We start from the raw sequence: 20,960 nt of genomic DNA on the forward strand, positions 1-20,960 counted from the left end.
ATGACCTCCCCGAACCAGCTTCCACGCCTGCCGCAGTTCCCGCAGAACGCCGGCATGCCTGTTGCCCACCCCGCGCCGGTGGTGGGTCCGGTGATCGGCCAGCCGGTCACCCCCGTTCAGTGGTTCAGGCGTATGCCGACCGGGGGAACGGTCTACGTGAAGCCCGCCGAGGGCCAGCAGGGCTGAGCTTCGTGCGTTGAAGGGGGCCTTTTGCAGGCCCCCTTCGGCATGTGGGGGTTCGGGAGTAGGACCTCACGGAGTGGTAACGACTGGGCCACAAGGGGGAGTGCCCGCCGTAACTGAGCCGAACGGGTGTCGTCGATGGACTTAGATCGCCGCATTCCGCCGACCTCATGGAGCAACCCGATGCGTCAGACGCCCCTGAGACGAGCCTGCCTGGCTTCCGCCGCCTTCGCCGTGGCCATGCTGGCCCTGACCGCCACCGCGGTCGCGCAGCCGACCACTGACGACTCGCGCGCGACGGCCTACAGCGGCAACGTCGACATCAACCACAAGGACGCCTGCACGGTCGGCGGACTGACGGGCACCCCGATCGCTCCCGGCCAGTTCACGTCCACGGGCGGTGACGGCCAGTACCTGGACATCACGGGTGTGCCCGCCGGCGTCAAGGTCACGGGCATCGTCGTGAAGGGCGGGAACGCGTACAACGTCTACCTCGCCGGCAAGCTCGGTGGGGCACTGCCGTGGCTGGACCTGCGGTCACCGCTCAACAACGGCGGGAAGGTCCCGCAGATCAGCCACTGGTACGGCTGCGGCATCAAGGACACCACGACCACGACGACCACCACGACCACCGCGACGTCGACCTCGACGTCGACCGTGACGCACTCGTCGTCCCCCAGCTCCACCACGAGCACCACCGCGACGACCACGACCACCACCTCTGGTGAGGGCGCGTCCACCACGACCACGACCCAGGCATTCGTGCCCGTCGCCGACGAGGGCGGCCTGGCGTCGACCGGGTTCGGGTCCGCGTGGCTGCTCGGTCTCGGTGCCGCGCTCGTGGCCGCCGGTGCCGCTGTCGTGCTCGTGCTGCGCAGGCGTCGCGCCTAGGACCACTCCACGAACACGGCCCACAGCGCGCCGAACATGGTTCGTGTCTCCGCGTGGAACGCCACGTCCGAAGGAGCCGCTCCGCCGCCGTAGACCTCCACGGCGTGCCGGGCGGCTCCTTCGTCTTTCGACAGGCATGCCAGGTCCCAGGCGACCGGGCCCAGCCAGGCGTCCTCGAAGTCGTTCCAGACCGGTCCTGAGGGCGTGAGCAGCAGGTTCCCGGGGTGCGCGTCGCCGTGCAGGGGCTGGACGTCGTTGTGGTGCTCGGGCCAGCGGGCGAGCAGCGTGTCGCGCCACGCGCGGAACCTGTCCAGGTCCGGCGCGCCTCGGCCGTCGAGGTAGGTCAGGACGTTGTCGACGTCGTCCAGCGGTCCCCGCGTGGGTAGCGGCCCCTCGTAGTGCCGAAGTTCGGCGTGCAGATCCGGCAGGAGCTTCAGAACGTCGTCGTGGGGCAGCCGTACGCCGCGCTCGTGCGGGACGTACGTGCTGAACGACATCACGAAGCCATCGCGTACATGAGGCCCGGCGGGCAGCTCCGCAGAAGGTGTCACGACCGGCACGCCGCGGGAGTCCAGGAACGCCGACACGGACAGGTCGCGGGCGAAGTGCGAAGCCACGGAAGGCCTGATCAGGGCCGTGCGGGCGGCGATGCGCGCCACCACCGCGGCCGGGCGCAGGTGCACGAGCAGGTTGCTGCCGTGCTTGAGCACGTCGGGATCGTCACACCTCACGCCGTGCGACGCGGCCAACGAGACGGCAGCGCTTACAGCAGCAGATGCACTCACGCCATGAAGGCTGGCATCAGCCCTGGGGGAGGAGCGACTGCATTTCGGCGATCTCCTTCTCCTGGTGCGCGACGACGTCCTGCGCCAGCTTGCGGGTCTCGGGGTCGGTACCGGCCGAGAGGTGCTTCTGCGCCATCTCCACGGCGCCGCGGTGGTGCTGGATCATCAGCGAGAGCCACTGGCGGTCGAACTCGGCGTCGTCCAGGTCGGCGAGGTTGCCGAGGTCGACCATGCCGTGCGACTCGGTGTGGCCGTGCGAGGTGTGCGAGGACGCCTGGACCGGGGCGTTCCACGTGCGGAGCCAGCCGTTCATGCGGTCGATCTCGGGCTTCTGGGCGTCGGCGATGCGCTTGGCCAGGTCGATCACGCGCGGGTTCTCCGTGCGGGACGCGACCAGGCCGGACATCTCCAGCGCCTGCTCGTGGTGCGGCACCATCCCCTGGGCGAACGCGACGTCCGCGGAGTTGTGCGTGGCGGGGGTGCCACAGGCGGCCAGCACCAGGACAGAAGCGACAGCGAGCAATCGGAGCACGGCGGCAGGATACGTGTGACGTGCGCTACGCCGCTGGCCACCGGCCATGGGCCACCCGAACGGAGCTGATCGGCTCCGTCTAATATCCGTGGAGTTTCCCGAACGAACTGGTCCCACCAAGGCCTGGAGGCACCGTGACGGCCGTAGCCCCGCAGCCGATCGCAACGCGTCCTTATCCGACGCGCACTGCGGTCAAGGGGTCCTTCCTGCTGCGGATGTTCCGCACCACGGACCACAAGCAAATCGGCATCATGTACCTGGTCACCTCGTTCGCCTTCTTCATGGTCGGCGGCGCGATGGCCATGTTGATCCGAACCGAGCTTGCCCGGCCTGGCATGCAGTTCCTGAGCCAGGAGCAGTACAACCAGCTCTTCACGATGCACGGCACCGTGATGCTGCTGCTGTACGCGACCCCGATCGTCTTCGGTTTCGCGAACTTCATCCTGCCGCTGCAGATCGGCTCGCCCGACGTCGCGTTCCCGCGGCTGAACGCCTTCTCGTACTGGCTCTACCTCTTCGGTGGCCTGATCGTGATGGCGGGCTTCATCACCCCCGGTGGTGCGGCGGACTTCGGCTGGTTCGCGTACACGCCGCTGAGCAGCGCGATCCACTCGCCCGGCGCGGGTGCCGACCTGTGGATCTCCGGCCTGGTGGTCGGTGGTCTCGGCACCATCCTCGGCGCGGTCAACATGATCACCACCGTGGTCTGCCTGCGCGCGCCCGGCATGACGATGTTCCGGATGCCGATCTTCACCTGGAACATCCTGGTGACGTCGGTGCTGGTGCTGCTCGCGTTCCCGATCCTGACCGCGGCCCTGCTGGGCCTGCTGGCGGACCGGCACCTCGGCGCCCACGTGTTCGACCCCGCCAACGGCGGCGTGATCCTGTGGCAGCACCTCTTCTGGTTCTTCGGCCACCCGGAGGTCTACATCGTCGCCTTGCCGTTCTTCGGCATCGTGTCGGAGATCTTCCCGGTGTTCAGCCGCAAGCCGATCTTCGGTTACAACGGCCTCGTGTACGCGACGCTCGGCATCGCGGCCCTGTCCGTCGCCGTGTGGGCGCACCACATGTACGCGACCGGCGCCGTGCTGCTGCCGTTCTTCGCCTTCATGACGTTCCTCATCGCGGTCCCGACCGGTGTGAAGTTCTTCAACTGGATCGGCACGATGTGGAAGGGCCAGCTGACGTTCGAGACGCCCATGCTGTTCAGCATCGGCTTCATCGTCACGTTCCTCTTCGGTGGTCTGTCCGGCATCCTGCTGGCCGCCCCGGCGATCGACTTCCACGTGTCCGACACGTACTTCGTCGTCGCGCACTTCCACTACGTGCTGTACGGCACGATCGTGTTCGCGACCTTCGCGGGTATCTACTTCTGGTTCCCGAAGATCACCGGTCGCTTCATGGACGAGCCGCTCGGCAAGCTGCACTTCTGGACGACGTTCATCGGTTTCCACGCGACCTTCCTCGTCCAGCACTGGCTGGGCAACGAGGGCATGCCGCGCCGGTACGCCGACTACCTCGCGTCCGACGGCTTCACCACGCTCAACATGATCTCGACGATCGGCGCCTACGTCCTCGGCGCGTCGACGCTGCCGTTCATCTGGAACGTCTTCCGGAGCTACCGCTTCGGTGAGGTCGTGACGGTGGACGACCCGTGGGGCTACGGCAACTCGCTCGAGTGGGCGACGTCCTCCCCGCCGCCGCGGCACAACTTCACCGAGCTGCCCCGGATCCGTTCGGAGCGCCCGGCGTTCGAGCTGCACTACCCGCACATGATCGAGCGGATCCGCAACGAGGGCCACGTGACCTTCACCGGCAAGACGATCCCGCACGAGAAGGCGGCTCCGGCCCTGTCGGAGATGGCTGCATCGGCGATCAAGTCGGGTACGGCGTCCGAGAAGGACGATTCCGAGCACGACAAGTAACCTGCTCTTCACAGGTTCAACGACGAGCCCCGGCTGCTTCTCGCGGCCGGGGCTCGCCGCGTCTTACGAGGAGACGACGACGTGAAAACGCCCGTGCTCATCACCGTGACCGGCCCCGACAAGCCCGGTGTCTCCTCCGTGCTCTTCGCGGTGCTGACCAGGCACGGCGTCGAGGTGCTGGACGTGGAGCAGGTCGTGATCCGGGGCCGGCTGGTGCTCGGCGCGCTGGTGTCGACCGAACACGACCCCGAGGGTCTGCAGGAAGCGGTCGAGCAGGCCATGGCGACCGTCTCCATGCAGGTGGAGATCGAGATCGGCGCCGACTCGAAGCGGACGGCCCGCCTGGAGTCGTCGCACGTGCTGATCGTGCTCGGCCGCCCGGTGACGGCCAAGGCGTTCACCGAGGTCGCGCGCCGGCTCGCGTCCCTGGGCGTGAACATCGACGCCATCCGCGGTGTCGCCGACTACCCCGTCACGGGTCTCGAGCTGCGCGTTTCGGTCGCGGACGACACGATGGAGAACGACGGCGCGCTGCGGTCCGCGCTCGCCGAGGTGTCGGTGCGGGTGGGGCTCGACATCGCCGTGGAACGGGCCGGGCTGACCCGTCGCGCCAAGCGCCTGGTCGTGTTCGACGTCGACTCCACGCTGATCCAGGGCGAGGTGATCGAGATGCTCGCCGCGCACGTCGGGTGTGAGGAGCAGGTGCGCGAGATCACCGAGGCCGCGATGCGCGGGGAGCTCGACTTCGCCGAGTCGCTGCGGCGCCGGGTCGCGCTGCTGGAGGGCCTCGACGAGAAGGTGCTGGACGAGGTCGGGGCGTCGCTCGAGCTCACGCCCGGCGCGCGCACGACCATCCGCACGCTCAAGCGGCTCGGCTTCTTCTGCGGCGTGGTGTCCGGCGGGTTCACGAAGGTCATCACGGGCCTCGCCGACGAGCTCCACCTCGACTTCTGCGCCGCGAACACGCTGGAGGTCGTGGACGGCAAGCTGACCGGCAAGGTCGTCGGCGACATCGTCGACCGGCCGGGCAAGGCGGTGGCTCTGCGCCGGTTCGCCGACGAGGTCGGCGTCTCGCTGGCGCAGTGCGTGGCGGTCGGTGACGGCGCGAACGACATCGACATGCTCAACGCGGCGGGCCTCGGCATCGCGTTCAACGCCAAGCCCGCGCTGCGCGAGGTGGCCGACACGGCGCTGTCGCACCCGTTCCTCGACGCGGTGCTGTTCATCCTCGGCGTCACGCGCGCGGAGGTGGAGGCCGCCGACGCGGCCGACGGCCTGGAGCTGACCCGGCTGTGATGATCCTCGACCTGATCGCCTCCCGGAACTACGCCGAGGAGACCGAAGTCCGCGCGATGCCGATGGTGCTGCGCATCGAACGCGTCGACCCGCCGTCGCGGACGGCGCTGCTGGAGGCCGCGGCCGCTTCGGCGGTCGCGGTGTGCCTCGACCCGCGCGCCGACGTCGGGGGCGAGTGGCACGAACCCGTGCGGGCCTGGGTGGCCGGGCGGATCCGCAAGGTGGCGCGGCGCGCCCGCGGCGCGCAGTGGGAGGCCGTGCAGGCCCTGCCGGGCGTGACGATCACCGTGAACGGTGCGTCGGTCCGCTCGCTGCTGCCGGTGCTGGTCACCGAGACACCGCGGGAGGTCGCCAAGCTGCAGATCTCCGGCTCCGACCTGCCCGTCGACGAACCGGGCGAGGTGCCCGAGGGCGCACGGCTGCTGTACGTGAACCCGCGGGTGGAGATGTCGGCCGGCAAGCTCGCGGCCCAGGTGGGGCACGCGTCGATGCTGCTCGCGCCCAGGCTCTCCGAAACGGAGCTGAAGGCGTGGGCGGCGCTCGACTACCGCTGTGCCGTGCGGACCCCGTCCGCCGCCGAATGGGACTCGCTCGTCCACAGCGCGGACGTCGTGGCGGTGCGGGACGCCGGTTTCACGGAGGTCGAGCCGGGCACGACGACGGTGCTCGCGGTTTAGAAGCGCGCGAACCGGGTAAATCCGCGTCTCGTGGGCTTACTCGACGTTCTCGACGCCCGGCTCGGCGACGGGCTGGAGAACATGCTGTGCTCCCATCACACGCGCAGGTTGCGGCGGCTGGGGTGGGGCGACGTGCTCGAAGGCGACGGCGCGGGGTGGTTCACCCCGCGCCGGCCGGTGCAGCACGGCAACTCCATCGAGGTGCTGGTCGACGGCGCCAACGCGTTCCCCGTCATCGCCAAGGCGATCGAGGGCGCGCAGAAGTACGTGCACATCGCCAACTGGCACGCCTCGCCCGACTTCCGGCTGACCCGCGAACCGGGCGCGCCGCAGTTGCGCGAGCTGCTGTCGGCCGCGGCCGAGCGGATTCCGGTGCGCGTGCTGCTGTGGGCCGGTCCGCCCGTGCCGTTCTTCGAACCGACGCGGAAGCGGGCCCTCGCCGCGCAGAAGGAGTTCCAGGAGAGCGGCGCGATCCGCTGTGAGCTCGACGCGCGGGAACGGACCCTGCACTGCCACCACGAGAAGATCGTGATCGTCGACGACGTGGCGTTCGTCGGCGGGCTCGACATGACCGCCGTGGAGGGCGACCGCCACGACTCGCCGGAGCACCCGCCGCGCGACCTCGGGTGGCACGACCACATCGCCCGTCTCGGCGGGCCCGTCGTCGCGGAGGTGGCCGCGCACTTCGCGGCGCGCTGGCTCGAGATCGCGGGCGAGACCCTGCCCTCACCCGAGGTGCCGCCGGAGGCCGGGTCCTCGTCGGTGCAGCTGGTCCGCACGATCCCGGAGAAGACCTACGACTTCGCACCGCACGGCGACTTCAGCCTGCTCGACTCGTACCTGCGGGCGCTGCGGGCGGCGGAGTCGTTCGTGTACGTGGAGAACCAGTTCCTGTGGTCGCCGGAGATCACCGAGGTGCTCTTGGAGAAGCTGCACAACCCGCCGTCGCCGGACTTCCGGATGGTGCTGTTGTTGCCGCAGAAGCCCAGCAACGGCGCCGACACCACGCGCGGGCAGCTGGGCCGCCTGCTCGACGCCGACCCGGACAAGCGCGTTCTGGCCGCGACCCTGGTCTCGCACGGGGACGCCCCGGTCTACATCCACGCCAAGTTGTCCATTGTGGACGACAAGTGGATGTCGGTCGGCTCGGCGAACCTGAACGAGCACTCGCTGTTCAACGACACCGAGGTCAACGTGGTCACCGACGACGCCTCGGTCGTGCGCGAGACGCGGCTGAAGCTCTGGGCGGAGCACCTGGAGGGTCTCGGTGGTGACGTCTCCGGTCCCGTGCACGAGGTCGTGGACACCCTGTGGCGCCCGGCCCTGGAACGCCCGGCCCGCGTGACGTCGCTGCCCGGTGTGTCCCGCCGTGCCGGAAGATTGCAAGGACCGTTACGCGGATTGCTGGTCGACGGCTGACCTGCGGCGCTAGCGTGGCCGGGTGGCCAACGAGGTGACGATCCCGCTGCTGCCGTGCGCCTCCATCGACGAGGTGGCCGAGTTCTACGTGATGCTCGGGTTCACGGTCACGTACCGGCAGTACCGGCCGAACGCGTACCTGTCGGTGCGGCGGGAGGAGGTCAACCTCCACTTCTTCGGCATCCCCGGTTACCAGGCGGACCAGTCGTACAGCTCGTGCCTGATCCAGGTCGAGGACCCGCGTGAGCTGTACGAGGCGTTCGCCGCCGGCATGCGCGCCGTCTACGGGCAGGTGCTGCTCACGGGGATTCCGCGGATGACCAGGCCGCGCCGCGACGGGTTCCTGTTCGTCGACCCCGGCGGCAACTGGATCCGGGTGGTGCCGGCGGTGCGGGAGTCCGTGCGGACGAACGGGCTGTCCAGGGCGTTGACCAGCGCGGTGACGCTGGCCGGGTCGCACGGGGCCGAGCGGCAGGCGTTGAAGATCCTCGAAGGCGCGTTGGTGCGCGAGGTGCACGCCTCGGAGGAGGAGCGGGCGTCGGCTCTGGAGTTCCGCGAAGAGCTGCTTGAACGGCTTAATCTACATAGGTAGTCTTAGCGGTGTGGAGCCACTGCAGCGCATCGGCAAGGCCACCGTCGACGTGCTCTCCGTCCTGCTCGGCGCGGACGAGCCGCGCTGGGGTCTGGAGATCATCAAGCTCACCGGCAGGCCGTCGGGCAGCGTCTACCCGTTGCTCGACCGGCTGGAACGGGCCGGGTGGGTGACGTCCGAGTGGGACGACGACGCGCAGCGGCGCGGGCCGCGCCGGCGGATGTACCGGCTGACCGCCGAAGGGGCGGCAGAGGCGCGCAAGGTCGTGGCGCGGGTTGCTCCGGCGCCTCGGTTCGTTCCTCGGACGGCGACGTGAGAGCGGCGTTGTTGTTGGTGCGGCTCATGGCGCCGGACGAGCGTTGGCGCGAGCAGTGGGAAGCGGATGTGGTCGGGGCGCGTGAGCTCGGCCTGTCGCCGTTGCGGGTGGCGTTCGGGGCTGTGCGTGCCGCTGTTGTCATGCCGTCGAGAGGAGCTGTCGTGGTCGGACCGTTGGGAATCGCGTTGAAGCACGCCGGGACGTCGCGCGGGCGGGTGGTGGCGATCGCCGTCGTGTCCGCGTTGATGCTGCTGGGTGGAGTCGTGCTGCTGTTCGCTTGAGCAAATAGCTCGGTGTCGTTTCGGCGGGACCGGGCTTAGCTTCGGCCAATGGCCAACGAACTGACTATCCCGCTTCTGCCGTGTGCCGACATCGATGAAATGGCGTCCTTCTACGAGATGCTCGGCTTCTCGGTCACCTACCGGCAGATGAAGCCGAACCCGTACGTCGCGTTGCGGCGTGAGGACCTGAACCTGCACTTCTACGGGATGGAGGGACACGTCCCGGAGCAGTCGCACAGCACGTGCGTCGTCATCGTCGAGGACACCGGGCCGTTGTTCGAGGCGTTCGCGGCGGGGATGCGCGCGGTGCACGGGAAGGTGCTGATCTCCGGCATCCCGCGGATGACCCGGCCGCGGGTGCGCAACGACCGGTACACCGGGTTCGCCGTCGTGGATCCGGCCGGCAACTGGATCCGGATCAACAAAGCGGCCCAGGAACCCGAAGCGCGCACCCCGCTGGCCCGCGCGATGGAGAACGCCGCCCGGCAGGCCGACGCGCGCGGGGACGAGCGGCAGGCGTTGAAGATCCTCGAAGGCGCGCTGAAGAAGGCGTCCGGTGACGAGCCCGAGCTGCCGGACGTCCAGGCCTACCGCGACGAACTGGTCGAGCGGATCACTTCGTCTGGGCCGCGTCCAGGCGCTTGAGGGCGGCGCGGACGACCTCGGGGTCGTAGGTCGTCCAGAACGGGGGCAGCGAGGCCCTGATGAAACCGCCGTAACGGGCGGTGGCGATGCGCGGGTCGAGGACGGCCACCACGCCCTTGTCCGACATCGACCGCAGCAGGCGGCCGGCGCCCTGGGCCATCAGCAGGGCGGCGTGCGTGGCGGCGACGGTGAGGAAACCGTTGCCGCCGCGGGAACTCACCGCCTTCTGCCGGGCCGACGCCAGCGGGTCGTCCGGGCGGGGGAACGGGATCCTGTCCATGATCACGAGCTGGAGGCTGGGGCCGGGCACGTCGACGCCCTGCCACAGCGACAGGGTGCCGAACAGGCACGAGCGCTCGTCCTCGGCGAACTTCTTGACCAGCAGGCCCGTCGCGTCGTCGCCCTGGCACAGGATCGGGTGGTCGAGCTTGTCCCGCAACGCTTCCGTGGCCTGCTTCGCTGCGCGCATCGAGGAGAAGAGCCCGAGCGCGCGACCACCCGCCGCGTTCACCAGACCCTCGATCTCGTCGAGGTACTCCTGGGGCAGGCCGTCACGCCCCGGCTGCGGCAGATGTCTTGCCACGTAGAGGATTCCGCTCGTGCCGTGCTGGAACGGCGAGCCGACGTCGAGGCCCGTCCACTTCGGACCGTCGAGGTCCTTCTCGGTCGCCGCGCCCTCGATCTTGCGGACCTTCTCCGACGGCGGCAGGCCCCACTGGCGCGCCATCGCGTCGAAGGCGCCGCCGAGCGTGAGCGTCGCGGACGTGAGCACGGTGGTGCGCTTGGCGAACAGCCGTTCCCGGAGCAGCCCGCCCACCCCGAGCGGCGCGACCCGGATGGACGGGGCCTTCTGGTTGAAGTCGCCGGAGATCCACACGACGTCGTGTTCCTCGTCGAACGCCTCCAGCACCCGCACCGCGCAGTCGTGGACCTCTTCGAGCAGGGCGAGAGCGAGCTTGCGCGCCGTCGCCCCGTCCGGGTCCTCCTTGCGTTCGGGCCCCATCGCGGACACGCAGTTGTGCGCCGCGTCGCGCGTGGCGGCCAGCGCACCCGCGAGAGCGCGCGGCAGTGCGTCGAGACGGCCCGGCGGCATGTCCTCGAGGATCATCGCGAGCCCGTCGCTCGCCTCGGCCAGCCGGTCGGCGATGTCCTGGTCGATCAGCCTGCCGCACCGGCGCGCCGCCATGGAGACGCTCGCGCCGCTCAGCTCCTCCGTCGCCACCGACGTGACGCGGTCGACGAGGTCGTGCGCCTCGTCGATCACCACCACGTCGTGGTCGGGCAGGACCTGGTAGCCCTCCAACGCGTCGATGGCGAGCATCGCGTGGTTCGTGACCACCACATCGGCCTTGCCGGCCTCGGCCCGAGCCCGTTCCGCGAAGCAGTCGGACCCGATCGGGCACTTGCTCACGCCGAGGCACTCGCGGGCCGTGACGCTGACCTGCCGCCACGCCTGCTCGCTCACACCCGGCACCAGCTCGTCACGGTCACCGGTCTCGGTGTCCGACGACCACTCGTGCAGCCGCTTCACCTCGCGCCCGAGCTTGGACACGGCGAACGGGTCGAACAGCGCGTCGTCCTCGGGCTCGTCGGGCGCGCCGTTGTGCACGCGGTGCATGCACAGGTAGTTCCTGCGGCCCTTGAGGATCGCGAACGTGGGCTCCCGCCCGAGCTCCTTCTTCAGGGCCTTCGACAGCCGCGGCAGGTCCCGGTCGACCAGCTGCCGCTGCAGCGCGATCGTGGCCGTGCTCACCACCACCGTCTCGTCCTCGGCCACCGCGTGCCGGATGGACGGCACCAGGTACGCCAGCGACTTGCCGGTGCCGGTGCCCGCCTGCACCGCGAGGTGCTCGCCCGTGCGGATCGAGTGGTCGACGGCCTCGGCCATCTCCACCTGACCAGGGCGCTCCGCGCCGCCGACGGCGTGGACGGCGGTTTCGAGCAGGCTCAGGGTGGGGGGAACTTCAGGCACGGGACAGACCGTACCCGCCAGGTCCGACAGTCCCGTCAGACCCGCTGGGGTCGTGGTGGTTGGGGTGCTGCGGGGGCTGGGTTGGCGGCCGCGGGTCAGGTGCGGCGGGAGGAAGGCGGCGGAGGGCTCGTGGGTGCGGCAGGTGGGCGGCGCGTGAGAGGTCCGCGGGGCCCGGGGCTGCGGGGTTTCGGGCCTCGGGCGGCGACGACCGGACCGAGGCGGCGAGGCCGCGGCTCAGTCGCCGCCTCCACCGCAACCACCGCCGCACCCTCCTCCGCCGCATCCGCTGCCACCGCTGTCGCTCGACCCGCAGCCGCTGTCCGACGAGCACCCGCCCCCGCAACTGCTGCTGGACGTCGCCTCGCGCCCCGGCAGCATCCCGAGCGCGAGCGCGGACAACCCGAACATCCCCGCGATCGCGAGTCCGCCGGCCCGCCCGCGCAGTCCCCGTGCCGCGACGGCACCCACCGGGTCCTTCGAGGTCACCCGCCGCTGGGCACGCTTCACCAGCAGGTACCCGGCCCGCGTGCGCAGTCGGCCCGGGTCGCGGGCGCGCAGCACGGAGGCCCAGACGATCGCCACCACCGCCCCCGCGAAGAAGTACCAGAACGGGAACTCGGTGAAGGGCGGGCCGAAGTCGAGGAAGTCCACCAGGAGCTGTGGTGCCACGGCGCTCAGCACTCCGGCGACGAACAGCACCGGCGCTGCCAGGAACAGCCACGGGTACAGGCGCGGGCGCCACGAGCGGCGGCGGCGCAGCAGGCGGCGGTTCACCAGGTGGGTGCGCAGGCCTTCCGCTTCGGGTGAGCGGTACGCGCCGTAGACGACGTCGTTCAGGAGCCTTCCGTGGCGCACGGCCCGCAGGATCTGCGCCTCCAACGGGGTGGCGGGGCCCTGGCCCGGCACGTGGACGGCGCTCAGCACGCCCTCGCGCGAGACCCGCACCAGGCCCGCCTGGATCAGGCGGGCCAGGGCGACCTCCGCCGCGCGGGCCGGGCCGCCCGCGAGGCAGCCCAGCTCTTCGTGGGTATGCGTCGTCACGCGGATTTCTCGGCCGCGGACCTCACGCCGTTACGTCGGCCATGATCCGGTCGAACAGCTCGAGCGAGGCCTGGGCGTGCGCGACGGTCAGCGGCACGTCCGCGCCCCGGCGGGAGGCGACCAGGTCCAGGACCGGCAGGTCGGGCCACCTCGCCGCCGCCAGTTCGCCGGCGCGGGACTTGCTGACGATCTCGCCCGTGCGGATCGTGTGCCACAGCCTCGCCGGGCCGAGGCCCACCCACAGCAGCGACTCGCGCGGGATCGGCGCCGCCGGGTCCAGGGACGGGAGCACCTCGCGCAAGCGGTCGAAGTCCAGCTTCCAGTAGCTGACGAGGTTCGTGCGGCAGTAGTCCTCGACGTCCGCGGCCGTTCCGGGGCATGTGGGCCGTGCGCCGCGCACGGTCTGGCCGACGGTCCGCAGCTGTTGCCACAGCACGGGGGTGATCTCCCCGGCCAGCGGCGTCACGTCGAAGACCGGCTTCTCCAGCGAGCCCACCAGGACCACGGCGACGTCGGCGCCCTCGAACGCGGGCACCTCGGCGGCGGACGACAGCTCGATCACGACGTCGAGGTCCGAGTCGGGCACCACGTCGTCCAGAACACGGGAGCCATAAACGTGCGCGCCTGCCACAAGGCCCGGCAGGCGCGCATCCAAGAACGACAAGTACTCCCCAGGCGTGATCACCTGGTCCAAGCTACCGGCGGCGGACGAGCGCCCAGGCCCCCGGCAGCAGGCCCGCGGCCAGCGCGATCTTCAGCGCGTCCCCGATCAGGAACGGCAGCACGCCGACGGCCAGGGCCTTGCCGAACGACAGGCCCGCCGCGGCCATCAGCCACGGCACGCCGACCGAGTAGATGGCCAGGTTGCCCAGCGCCATCGTGCCGATCGTCCGCAACGGCGTCCGGTCGCCACCGCGTCCGGCCAGGTAGCCGACCAGGGCACCGGCGAACACGAAGCCCACGACGTAGCCGAGCGACACCGGGACGCCCGACGACCCGCCCTGGAACCACGGCACGCCCGCGACGCCCGCGATCAGGTACAGCAGCATCGAGGTCGCCCCGCGCTGCCAGCCCAGGGACGCGCCGACCAGCAGCGCGGCGAACGTCTGGCCGGTCAGCGGTACCGGGCTGCCGGGGATCGGCAGCGCCACCTGGGCGGCGAGGCCGGTGAAGGCGGCACCGGCGACGACCAGGGTCAGGTCGCGGGCCAGTGCGCCCGGCACGAAGTCGGCGAGCACGGTGCGACGAGGCGCGAGTGCGAGAGTCACGTTCCCTCCCAGGCGGAATCGAGTGAACCGAGGTTAACCAGGGAGACTCGAGAACGTCTTTGTTCGATCTCTACAAAGTGACCGGTCACACACGCGCTCGTCACACGTCGAGAGCCACCTTGCCCGCCACCCGGTCCTCGTTGCGACGTGTCTTCGTCCAGCCGTTGTGCCCGCGCACCAAACGGATCAGCGCGCGCCACGACGTGATGTAGAAGGTGTAGATGTACAGCGCGTAGCCGAACCCGTACCCGATGGACTTCCAGAACCCGACGTCCACGCAACGCGCGCGGTACACCGGCCCCCACAGGACGAACGGCAACAGCCCGAACGCTCCGTACACGGTGAAGAGGATCCACGCGCCCTCGAAGAACCACGTGACGACTTCCGAAGGCGACACCACGAACCGGTAGGCCATCATCGCCATCGGGATCGGGTAGATGAGCGTGCCGAGCAACTGCATCCACGGCTGGGCGAGGTAGTACATCATCTCGGCCGCACCGAGGGTGGTCAGGTGGTCGGAGTCCCAGATGCGCCGCAGATAACGCATGCACTGCATGGTTCCCTGCCCCCAACGGGTGCGTTGCGCGAGGAACCGGCGCAACGAGTACAGCGCCTCCTGGTTCACGTGCGTGTCCAACGAGAAACCCGTGTGCCAGCCCGCCGTCAGCAGGTGCACGCCGAGCTCGAAGTCCTCCAGCAACGAGCCGCGCCAGGGCGATCCGGTCGGTCCCGCGATCGAGTCCAAAGCGGACAGACGCGTGAACTGCCCGTTGCCGCCCATGGAGATCGTGCCCGTCGCACCGCGCGACATCTGGATCGCCGCGATGGCCGTGCGGAACTCCAGGTCCTGCATCCGCACGAGGCCGGCACCGAACGCGCGCCGCCACCGCGTCACGCCCGGCTGCCGCTCCCCGGCGTTGATCATCCGCACGTCCACCTGCACGGCGCCGATCCGCGGGTTGCCGAAGAGGTGCGTGGCCGCGCAGACCTCCAGGCAGTTCGCGGCGGGACGGCCGTCCGCGTCGACCACGACGACGATGGCGCGGTCGGCGTCGGCCCGGCGGCCCATCCACATCTTCAACGTGCGGTAGGCGTCGTTCAGCGCGTTGCCCTTGCCGGTGCGGGCATAGGGCCGTTGGCGCTGCACGAGGTGGATCTGCGGATCGCGGATGCCGCCGTTGCGCTTCAACGTGCGCACGACGCCGGCGGTGCGGTCGTCCGAGTCGTCGTCGATGACCCACACGTGCGCGATGGGGAACGTCTCGCGCAGGTACCTGATCGTGCCGCCGATGACGGCCTCCTCGTCGCGGCACGGCACGAAGAAGTGCCATTCGAACGACGAGGGCTCCCCGACGGGCGCGGGCTTGCGCTTCAGGTAGGGGACCACGATCACGAACACGTACGTCACGAAGGCCACGCTCATCGTCAGGGCGAGCGCCTGCGTGAACCCGAGGACGAGGTCGAGGCTCACTTCCGCGTGGCCAGCCAGACGAACGCGACCAGCGCGGCCGCGCCACCGAACACGCTCACCATCGAGCCGAGCAGCGTGTGACCCCAGTAGTACCCGGTGTCGACGCCCAGCCAGTTCACCAGGCCCACCAGCGTCAGCACGCGGAACTGGTTGACGACCACGACGGCGAGCCCGGCGACCGCCAGGGCGACCAGCACGCGGTTCTGGATGCGCGGGCGCAGCGCGATCATCACCGCGCCGACCACGATCAGCGGCAGCACCAGGAACGCCGAGGTGCACTCCGGCGTCATGCGGAGGCCCAGCGGGGTGTCCGAGCCGAGTCCGAAGTAGACGGTCTGGCGTTCGGCGACGACGTCGACGCCGTACGAGCTGAACACGGTCAGGACCGCGCCGGACAGGGAGATCTCGGCCGTGCGGTACAGGCGGTGTGCGAAGACGAGTCCCGCGGCGACGGCCAGCAGGACCACCACGGTCACCCGGCTCGGGAATGAGGTGCGGCGCAGGGCAAGCGACACCCGAAGATCCTTTCCACCGATGAGGGAGCGCCCAGACGGGCTACTTGACGTTCCATCGGTAGACGCAACGTCATCCCTCACCCCCGGATCGGGTGACACCGTAACCGGAAATTGATCAAAAAACCCACGATGAGTGGCGTCGATTGGTCGAGACGAGTGGTCGCGTCGCCCGATACGGGCAGTAACCCTCAGTTCCCTCGAAAGAAAGCCGATGCCGGTAATTGCCCCCGGAAAGCGTGAAACCAGATTGGTATCGGCACGTCCTGGGGGCCGGAGGAATCAAGGGAAGGAGTTTCATGCGTGTCCGAATGACGGGACTGGCTGGAGTCGTCGCGATTGCCGCACTCCTGGTCGGTGCCGCCCCTGCTTCGGCCGCTCCGGGGGACGCCTCGGCCTACGGTGCGAAGCTCGACGTGACGCTGCTCGGCAGCCCCGCGGTCAGCGCGGCGCCTTTCGCCGCGGCCGATGCGAACGGCCCGACGCAGAACACGTTCGCAGGCGTCGACCTCACCGGGATCCTGAAGACCGGTGTCATCAACGCCTCCGCGTCGCGGGACGAGAACTCCGGCGGTGTGTACTCGCGGGCGAGCACCGCGGACGTCCGGCTCGACCTGCTCTCCAAGGTCACCGGGAAGATCTCCGCCGAGCTGGTGGAGGCGGAGTGCACCGCGACCCAGAAGGGTCTGGTGGGCAAGGCCAAGCTCGCGGGCGTGAACCTCGGCAAGCTCGGCCAGGTCAACGCCGATCCCGCTGCGAACACCAAGCTCGACGTGCAGCTCGCGGGGATCAAGATCGCCGAGGTGATCTTCAACGAGCAGCTGAAGAACAAGGACGGCAGCCTGACGGTGAACGCGATTCACATCAAGCTGCTGCAGGGCGTGCTCGGCTCGATCGGCACCGGCGACGTGATCATCTCGTCGGCCACGTGCGGTCCCGCCGGCCTGCCCATCCCGATGGCGTCGGGTGCGGGCCTGTGGATCGGCCTCGGCCTGCTCGGTGTCGTCGCCGCTCCGGTCGCCTTCGTGGCGCTGCGCCGCCGCGCGTCGCTCAACGCGGCCTGACCTAGGAGAACGGCGGATGTACAAGGTCCCTGGTACCGGCGTGGGTGTCGGCACTGGAGTGGGTGCCCTCGCGGTCACCGGCGCGGACGTGACGTGGTGGATCGTCGCGGGAATCGTCCTGCTCGTCGCGGGTGCGGTGGTCCTGCACCTGACGAGGCAGAAGCGCCGCGCGGCCGTCCCCGTCCAGACCAGACCGAATCGAGCCGGCTGAACCGGTCCGCCTGGGGTTGCCCCCGGCCCCAGGCGGACCTCCCGGTCTCCCCGAGAGAGGACAACGGTGAGCAAAGAGGTTTTGCTGGTCGCAGGTACGCGGCCGGAAGCACTGAAGATCGCCCCGGTCGCCATCGCACTGCGGGGGCACCCCGGCCTCCACCCCACGATCGTCCACAGCGGACAGCACTCCGGCATGGTCGAGCAGGCGCTCGGCGCGTTCGACCTGGTGCCGGACGTGCGGCTGGACGTGCCCCGCAGCACCGGTACGCAGGCCGAACTGGTCTCCCGGCTGCTGCCCGAGTTCGACGCCGTGCTGGAGGAGCGCGATCCCGCGGTCACCCTCGTGCAGGGTGACACCACGACGACCCTGGCCGCGGCGCTCGCCTCCTACTGGCGCGGAATCCCCGTGGCACACCTGGAAGCCGGTCTGCGCACCGGTGACCTGTACGGCCCGTTCCCCGAGGAGGGGAACCGGCAGATGATCTCCCGCATCACGTCGCTGCACCTCGCGCCGACCGACGACGCCGCGAACGCGCTCAACTCGGAATGCCTGCCGGACAGCCACATCGTCGTCACCGGCAACACCGTCGTGGACGCCGTGCAGCGCGTCGCGTCCGCCGGCCTGCCCGCGTCCAGCCCCGACCTCGTGGCCCTGGAACGCAGCCTGGACGTCACCGGCGGCCGGCTGATGCTCGTCACCGTGCACCGGCGCGAGTCGTGGGGCCGCCCGCTCATGCGCGTGCTCAACGCCGTGCGCGCCATCGCCGACCGCCACCCCGACCTGCACGTGCTGATCCCCGCGCACCCGAACCCCGGTGTGCGCGAACAGGTCGTGTCGCACCTCGGCGGCCACGAGCGCGTCGTCATCACCGACCCGCTCGACTACCCGGACCTCGTGCGCGTGCTCAAGCGCGCCGCCCTCGTGCTGACCGACTCCGGCGGCATCCAGGAGGAGGCGCCCTCGTTCGGCGTGCCGGTGCTGGTGCTGCGCGAGACGACCGAACGCATGCTCGCCGTCGACGCCGGGTGCGCCTGGCTCGTCGGCACCGACACCACCCGCATCCTCGCCGAGGCGGGCTGGGTGCTCGGCTCCCGGCTGCGGCTTCCCCTGGGGCGCAACCCGTTCGGCGACGGGCGTGCCGCCGTGAGGGTGTGTTCCGCCCTGGAAAGGCTCGCGGGTCTGCCCACGGCCCTGCCGCGCCGGGAGCCGTACGCCACGCTGGTCGGCGTGGGATCCCGCTGACCAAGAATCATCGTCACTCAACCAGGTAATTGCCTACACGAATGGGTGACATGAGGTCCTGGGGCGTTATCAGCGACTCGTGCCCCAACCATTATCGGACGGTGGGAATCGAGGCAATGCGAAAAATGCGCAAGAGTGCGATCGCAGGCGCCGTGGTCGCGTTGACGTTCGCGACCGCGGGCCCCGCGCTCGCGGCCAACCCGCCCGGCACCGCGTCGGCGGGGTCCGCCGACTTCGCGAAGGCGGGGCAGGCGTACAAGGTCGCGCCGCTCGCGGTGTGCGACGTCAACCCGGACCAGGCGGGCACGGTCACCGGCTCCAGCCCGGCCGTGAGCAGGACCGGTCTCAAGATCGGCGAGACCGGCTCGACCTGCACGACCGAGGTGGTGAACCCGGCCGAGCTGCTCACGAAGACGAAGTCGGTGGCCACGGGCACGGCCTTCGAGCTGTCCGCGCTGGTCGCGGCGGGCGGGCCGCGCCTGAAGATCGGCAAGTGGACGGTCACCTGCGACGCCGACGACAAGAAGACGACCGCGGGCTGGTCGCTCGAGAAGATCTCGGGGTGGACCGGGCTGCCGCAGGACCTCACGCCCGGCTACGTGCACGACATCAAGTCGGGCAGCGGAACCGTGCTCGCCAGGGCCAAGTTCAACGACTCGGTGCTCCCGGTGCCGAACGACGGCAGCATCGCGCTGACGCTGCTGAAGATCACCTTCGAACCGTCGTCCGGCTACACGGGAAGCGTCACCGTCGGCACGGTGGCCTGTTCACCGACGCCTTAGTGCCGCACTAGGACACGCGGACGCCCGCGGCGAGCAGTTCTTCGACTGCCGCGTCGCGGGTCGTCTGGGCGACGGCCGCGGTCAGGTCGACGAGCACCGTCGTGCGGAAGCCGTTGCGGTGCGCGTCGAGAGCGGTGGCGCGCACGCAGTGGTCGATCGCGATGCCGACCACGTCGACCTCGGTCACGCCCTTGTCCGTCAGCCAGCCCGCGAGGTCGTTCTCCGCCTCGAAGCCCGAGTAGGCGGCGGCGAACCGGCCCTTCGAGAAGACCTGCTCGATGCCCGAGACGTCGAGCTCCGGGTGGAACGACGCCCCCGGCGAGCCCGCGACGCAGTGCACCGGCCACGAGTCGATGAAGTCCGGCGTCAGCGAGAAGTGCGGGCCGGGGTCGACGTGGTAGTCCCGCGTCGCCACGACGTGGTCGTACGCCGAGGTCGCGATGTGCTGCGAGATGGCCGCCGCGACGGCCGCGCCGCCCGCCACCGCCAGTGAACCGCCTTCGCAGAAGTCGTTCTGCACGTCGACGACGATCAGTGCCTTCGTCATGTCAGCTCTCCAGGTAGATCGTCGGGATCGCGGGCTCGCCGCGCGAGAGCTTGAGGCCCTCCCACGGCACGCTCACCAGCGCCGCGCGCAGGCGTTCGCGGCTCTGCTCCAGCGTGGGCACCTCGTCGGTGAGCTCGCCTGCGCGCACCAGCGGGATCTGCACCAGCCTGTCGTGCGGGCCGAGGTCGGGTTCCGCCGGGGCCTGGAACACGACCTCCTCGATGGCCGTGCCCGTGTCCTTGTGGCGCCGCAACGCCTTCTTCCAGCCGCCGCGCGACTGCTTCGACGTGCTGCGCTTCTCGACGTGCCTGCCGTCGACCTCGACCAGCTTGTAGACCATGCCCGCGGTCGGCGCGCCGGAACCGGTCACGACCGAGGTGCCGACGCCGTACGCGTCCACGGGCTCGGCGCGCAGGGCGGCGATGGCGTACTCGTCGAGGTCGCTCGACACGACGATCCGGGTGTTCTTCGCGCCCAGCGAGTCCAGCAGGTCACGGGCCTGCCGGGCCATCACGCCCAGGTCGCCCGAGTCGATGCGGATCGCGCCCAGTTCGGGACCGGCGACCGCGACCGCGGTCTTGATGCCCTCGGTGATGTCGTAGGTGTCGACCAGCAACGTCGTGCCGACGCCCAGGGCCTCGACCTGGCTGCGGAACGCCTCTTCCTCGGTGTCGTGCAGCAACGTGAACGCGTGCGCGCACGTGCCGGCCGTCGGGATGCCGTGGCGGCGCCCGGCCTCCAGGTTGGACGTCGCGTGGAAGCCCGCCAGGTAGGCCGCGCGGGCACACGCCACAGCGGACTCCTCGTGCGTGCGGCGCGAGCCCATCTCGATCATGTGACGGCCGTTGGCGGCGGTCACCATGCGGGCGGCGGCGGACGCGATCGCGCTGTCGTGGTTGAGGATCGAGAGGGCGAGCGTCTCCAGCACGACCCCCTCGGCGAACGACGCCCGGACCGTGAGCACCGGCGATCCGGGGAAGTAGAGCTCGCCCTCGGGGTAGCCGTCGATCTCGCCGGAGAAACGGTAGTTCGCGAGCCATTCCAAAGTGGAGTCGTCGACCACCGAGTTCCGGCGCAGCTGCTCGATCTCCTCCTCGCCGAAGCGGAAGTCGCCGATCGCGTCCAGCAGCCGGTTCACGCCGCCGACCACGCCGTAGCGGCGCCCGTCCGGGAGCCGGCGCGCGAAGACCTCGAACACGCACGGACGGTCACCGGTGCCGTCACGGAGCGCGGCCGCGAGCATCGTGAGCTCGTAGTGGTCGGTCAGCAAGGCCGTCGAGTTCATGGTCACCAACCCTAAGGTCG

At 70.0% G+C, this 20,960-nt stretch carries 24 protein-coding genes; 14 read left to right on the forward strand and 10 right to left on the reverse strand.

Going from position 1 to position 20,960, the window contains the following annotated elements:
- Both BMY74_RS30560 and BMY74_RS30565 read left to right on the forward strand, forming a co-directional pair.
- A complete protein-coding gene (locus tag BMY74_RS30560) occupies positions 1-186 on the forward strand; it encodes a hypothetical protein (RefSeq protein ID WP_089921950.1) in 186 nt (61 codons plus the stop codon).
- Between the two features lie 180 nt (positions 187-366).
- On the forward strand, positions 367-1,074 hold the full coding sequence (locus tag BMY74_RS30565; RefSeq protein WP_177229996.1) for an LPXTG cell wall anchor domain-containing protein: 708 nt from the start codon (positions 367-369) through the stop codon (positions 1,072-1,074).
- Here the strand turns inward: BMY74_RS30565 and BMY74_RS30570 are convergent.
- Complete coding sequence (locus BMY74_RS30570) at positions 1,071-1,784, reverse strand: phosphotransferase family protein (RefSeq protein WP_177229997.1); 714 nt, start codon at positions 1,782-1,784, stop codon at positions 1,071-1,073. The two genes, BMY74_RS30565 and BMY74_RS30570, sit on opposite strands and share 4 nt — an antisense overlap.
- Before the next feature lie 91 nt (positions 1,785-1,875).
- Positions 1,876-2,391, reverse strand: a complete 516-nt coding sequence (locus BMY74_RS30575; RefSeq protein WP_218159791.1) for a DUF305 domain-containing protein — start codon at positions 2,389-2,391, stop codon at positions 1,876-1,878.
- Between the two features lie 134 nt (positions 2,392-2,525).
- On the opposite strand from BMY74_RS30575, the gene ctaD reads away from it, so the two are divergent.
- The 8 genes from ctaD (at position 2,526) to BMY74_RS30615 (ending at position 9,542) form a co-directional block, all read left to right on the forward strand.
- The gene (gene ctaD / locus BMY74_RS30580; RefSeq protein WP_089921954.1) at positions 2,526-4,316 is read left to right on the forward strand and encodes an aa3-type cytochrome oxidase subunit I; all 1,791 of its coding nucleotides are present in this window, start codon (positions 2,526-2,528) and stop codon (positions 4,314-4,316) included.
- Positions 4,317-4,397: 81 nt separating this feature from the next.
- Positions 4,398-5,612 (forward strand): phosphoserine phosphatase SerB, encoded by a 1,215-nt coding sequence (gene serB, locus BMY74_RS30585; RefSeq protein ID WP_089921955.1) that lies wholly within the window; start codon positions 4,398-4,400, stop codon positions 5,610-5,612.
- Positions 5,612-6,289, forward strand: a complete 678-nt coding sequence (locus BMY74_RS30590; RefSeq protein WP_089922031.1) for a peptidyl-tRNA hydrolase — start codon at positions 5,612-5,614, stop codon at positions 6,287-6,289. The genes serB and BMY74_RS30590 overlap by 1 nt, the downstream gene beginning before the upstream one ends.
- 30 nt (positions 6,290-6,319) lie before the next feature.
- The gene (locus tag BMY74_RS30595; RefSeq protein ID WP_245786441.1) at positions 6,320-7,708 is read left to right on the forward strand and encodes a phospholipase D-like domain-containing protein; all 1,389 of its coding nucleotides are present in this window, start codon (positions 6,320-6,322) and stop codon (positions 7,706-7,708) included.
- Positions 7,709-7,730: 22 nt separating this feature from the next.
- A complete protein-coding gene (locus BMY74_RS30600; RefSeq protein ID WP_089921956.1) occupies positions 7,731-8,300 on the forward strand; it encodes a VOC family protein in 570 nt (189 codons plus the stop codon).
- Between the two features lie 10 nt (positions 8,301-8,310).
- Entirely contained in the window at positions 8,311-8,616 is a 306-nt protein-coding gene (locus tag BMY74_RS30605) for a PadR family transcriptional regulator (protein WP_089921957.1), read from the forward strand.
- Positions 8,613-8,897, forward strand: a complete 285-nt coding sequence (locus tag BMY74_RS30610; protein ID WP_089921958.1) for a hypothetical protein — start codon at positions 8,613-8,615, stop codon at positions 8,895-8,897. Before BMY74_RS30605 ends, BMY74_RS30610 begins: the two co-directional genes overlap by 4 nt.
- A gap of 48 nt (positions 8,898-8,945) precedes the next feature.
- Positions 8,946-9,542 (forward strand): VOC family protein, encoded by a 597-nt coding sequence (locus BMY74_RS30615; RefSeq protein ID WP_089921959.1) that lies wholly within the window; start codon positions 8,946-8,948, stop codon positions 9,540-9,542.
- Here the strand turns inward: BMY74_RS30615 and BMY74_RS30620 are convergent.
- The 6 genes from BMY74_RS30620 to xrtP all read right to left on the reverse strand — a co-directional run bounded on the left by BMY74_RS30620 (position 9,511) and on the right by xrtP (position 15,809).
- Positions 9,511-11,514 (reverse strand): ATP-dependent DNA helicase, encoded by a 2,004-nt coding sequence (locus BMY74_RS30620; protein WP_483868411.1) that lies wholly within the window; start codon positions 11,512-11,514, stop codon positions 9,511-9,513. The genes BMY74_RS30615 and BMY74_RS30620 overlap by 32 nt on opposite strands.
- A 234-nt stretch (positions 11,515-11,748) precedes the next feature.
- On the reverse strand, positions 11,749-12,555 hold the full coding sequence (locus BMY74_RS30625) for a TIGR04222 domain-containing membrane protein (RefSeq protein ID WP_177229998.1): 807 nt from the start codon (positions 12,553-12,555) through the stop codon (positions 11,749-11,751).
- 22 nt (positions 12,556-12,577) lie between these two features.
- Entirely contained in the window at positions 12,578-13,240 is a 663-nt protein-coding gene (locus BMY74_RS30630) for a nucleotidyltransferase domain-containing protein (RefSeq protein WP_143091762.1), read from the reverse strand.
- A gap of 10 nt (positions 13,241-13,250) precedes the next feature.
- Positions 13,251-13,823, reverse strand: coding sequence for a biotin transporter BioY (locus BMY74_RS30635; RefSeq protein WP_245786442.1), 573 nt, complete (start codon positions 13,821-13,823; stop codon positions 13,251-13,253).
- A 100-nt stretch (positions 13,824-13,923) separates the two neighbouring features.
- On the reverse strand, positions 13,924-15,294 hold the full coding sequence (locus BMY74_RS30640; RefSeq protein WP_483868412.1) for a glycosyltransferase family protein: 1,371 nt from the start codon (positions 15,292-15,294) through the stop codon (positions 13,924-13,926).
- Positions 15,291-15,809 (reverse strand): exosortase P, encoded by a 519-nt coding sequence (gene xrtP, locus BMY74_RS30645; protein WP_245786443.1) that lies wholly within the window; start codon positions 15,807-15,809, stop codon positions 15,291-15,293. Before xrtP ends, BMY74_RS30640 begins: the two co-directional genes overlap by 4 nt.
- Positions 15,810-16,105: 296 nt before the next feature.
- Between xrtP and BMY74_RS30650 the strand changes: the two genes are divergently transcribed.
- The 4 genes from BMY74_RS30650 (at position 16,106) to BMY74_RS46355 (ending at position 19,108) form a co-directional block, all read left to right on the forward strand.
- Positions 16,106-16,870: a choice-of-anchor protein CoaP gene (locus BMY74_RS30650; protein ID WP_089921964.1), complete on the forward strand. Its 765-nt coding sequence runs from the start codon at positions 16,106-16,108 to the stop codon at positions 16,868-16,870.
- A gap of 16 nt (positions 16,871-16,886) precedes the next feature.
- On the forward strand, positions 16,887-17,081 hold the full coding sequence (locus BMY74_RS30655) for an LPXTG cell wall anchor domain-containing protein (protein ID WP_089921965.1): 195 nt from the start codon (positions 16,887-16,889) through the stop codon (positions 17,079-17,081).
- Positions 17,082-17,147: 66 nt separating this feature from the next.
- Complete coding sequence (gene wecB, locus BMY74_RS30660) at positions 17,148-18,326, forward strand: non-hydrolyzing UDP-N-acetylglucosamine 2-epimerase (protein ID WP_089921966.1); 1,179 nt, start codon at positions 17,148-17,150, stop codon at positions 18,324-18,326.
- 125 nt (positions 18,327-18,451) lie between these two features.
- Positions 18,452-19,108 carry a hypothetical protein gene (locus tag BMY74_RS46355; RefSeq protein ID WP_245786444.1) on the forward strand — a complete coding sequence of 219 codons (657 nt, stop codon included), beginning with the start codon at positions 18,452-18,454 and terminating at the stop codon, positions 19,106-19,108.
- A gap of 7 nt (positions 19,109-19,115) precedes the next feature.
- On the opposite strand, the gene BMY74_RS30670 is transcribed toward BMY74_RS46355, so the two are convergent.
- Both BMY74_RS30670 and BMY74_RS30675 read right to left on the reverse strand, forming a co-directional pair.
- The gene (locus BMY74_RS30670; RefSeq protein ID WP_089921967.1) at positions 19,116-19,655 is read right to left on the reverse strand and encodes an isochorismatase family protein; all 540 of its coding nucleotides are present in this window, start codon (positions 19,653-19,655) and stop codon (positions 19,116-19,118) included.
- 1 nt (position 19,656) lies between these two features.
- Positions 19,657-20,940: a nicotinate phosphoribosyltransferase gene (locus BMY74_RS30675; protein ID WP_089921968.1), complete on the reverse strand. Its 1,284-nt coding sequence runs from the start codon at positions 20,938-20,940 to the stop codon at positions 19,657-19,659.
- Between the last annotated feature and the right edge of the window lie 20 nt (positions 20,941-20,960).

The organism is Lentzea albida, from assembly GCF_900111005.1.
GTDB lineage: Bacteria > Actinomycetota > Actinomycetes > Mycobacteriales > Pseudonocardiaceae > Lentzea > Lentzea albida.

Excerpts from the sequence above, each read along its gene's own strand:
- BMY74_RS46355 (WP_245786444.1), top strand. The coding sequence starts at position 18,452 with ATGCGCAAGAGTGCGATCGCAGGCGCCGTGGTCGCGTTGACGTTCGCG.
- BMY74_RS30650 (WP_089921964.1), top strand. The coding sequence starts at position 16,106 with ATGCGTGTCCGAATGACGGGACTGGCTGGAGTCGTCGCGATTGCCGCA.
- BMY74_RS30670 (WP_089921967.1), bottom strand. The coding sequence starts at position 19,655 with ATGACGAAGGCACTGATCGTCGTCGACGTGCAGAACGACTTCTGCGAA.
- BMY74_RS30560 (WP_089921950.1), top strand. The coding sequence starts at position 1 with ATGACCTCCCCGAACCAGCTTCCACGCCTGCCGCAGTTCCCGCAGAAC.
- BMY74_RS30655 (WP_089921965.1), top strand. The coding sequence starts at position 16,887 with ATGTACAAGGTCCCTGGTACCGGCGTGGGTGTCGGCACTGGAGTGGGT.
- BMY74_RS30615 (WP_089921959.1), top strand. The coding sequence starts at position 8,946 with ATGGCCAACGAACTGACTATCCCGCTTCTGCCGTGTGCCGACATCGAT.
- BMY74_RS30565 (WP_177229996.1), top strand. The coding sequence starts at position 367 with ATGCGTCAGACGCCCCTGAGACGAGCCTGCCTGGCTTCCGCCGCCTTC.
- BMY74_RS30590 (WP_089922031.1), top strand. The coding sequence starts at position 5,612 with ATGATCCTCGACCTGATCGCCTCCCGGAACTACGCCGAGGAGACCGAA.
- BMY74_RS30675 (WP_089921968.1), bottom strand. The coding sequence starts at position 20,940 with ATGAACTCGACGGCCTTGCTGACCGACCACTACGAGCTCACGATGCTC.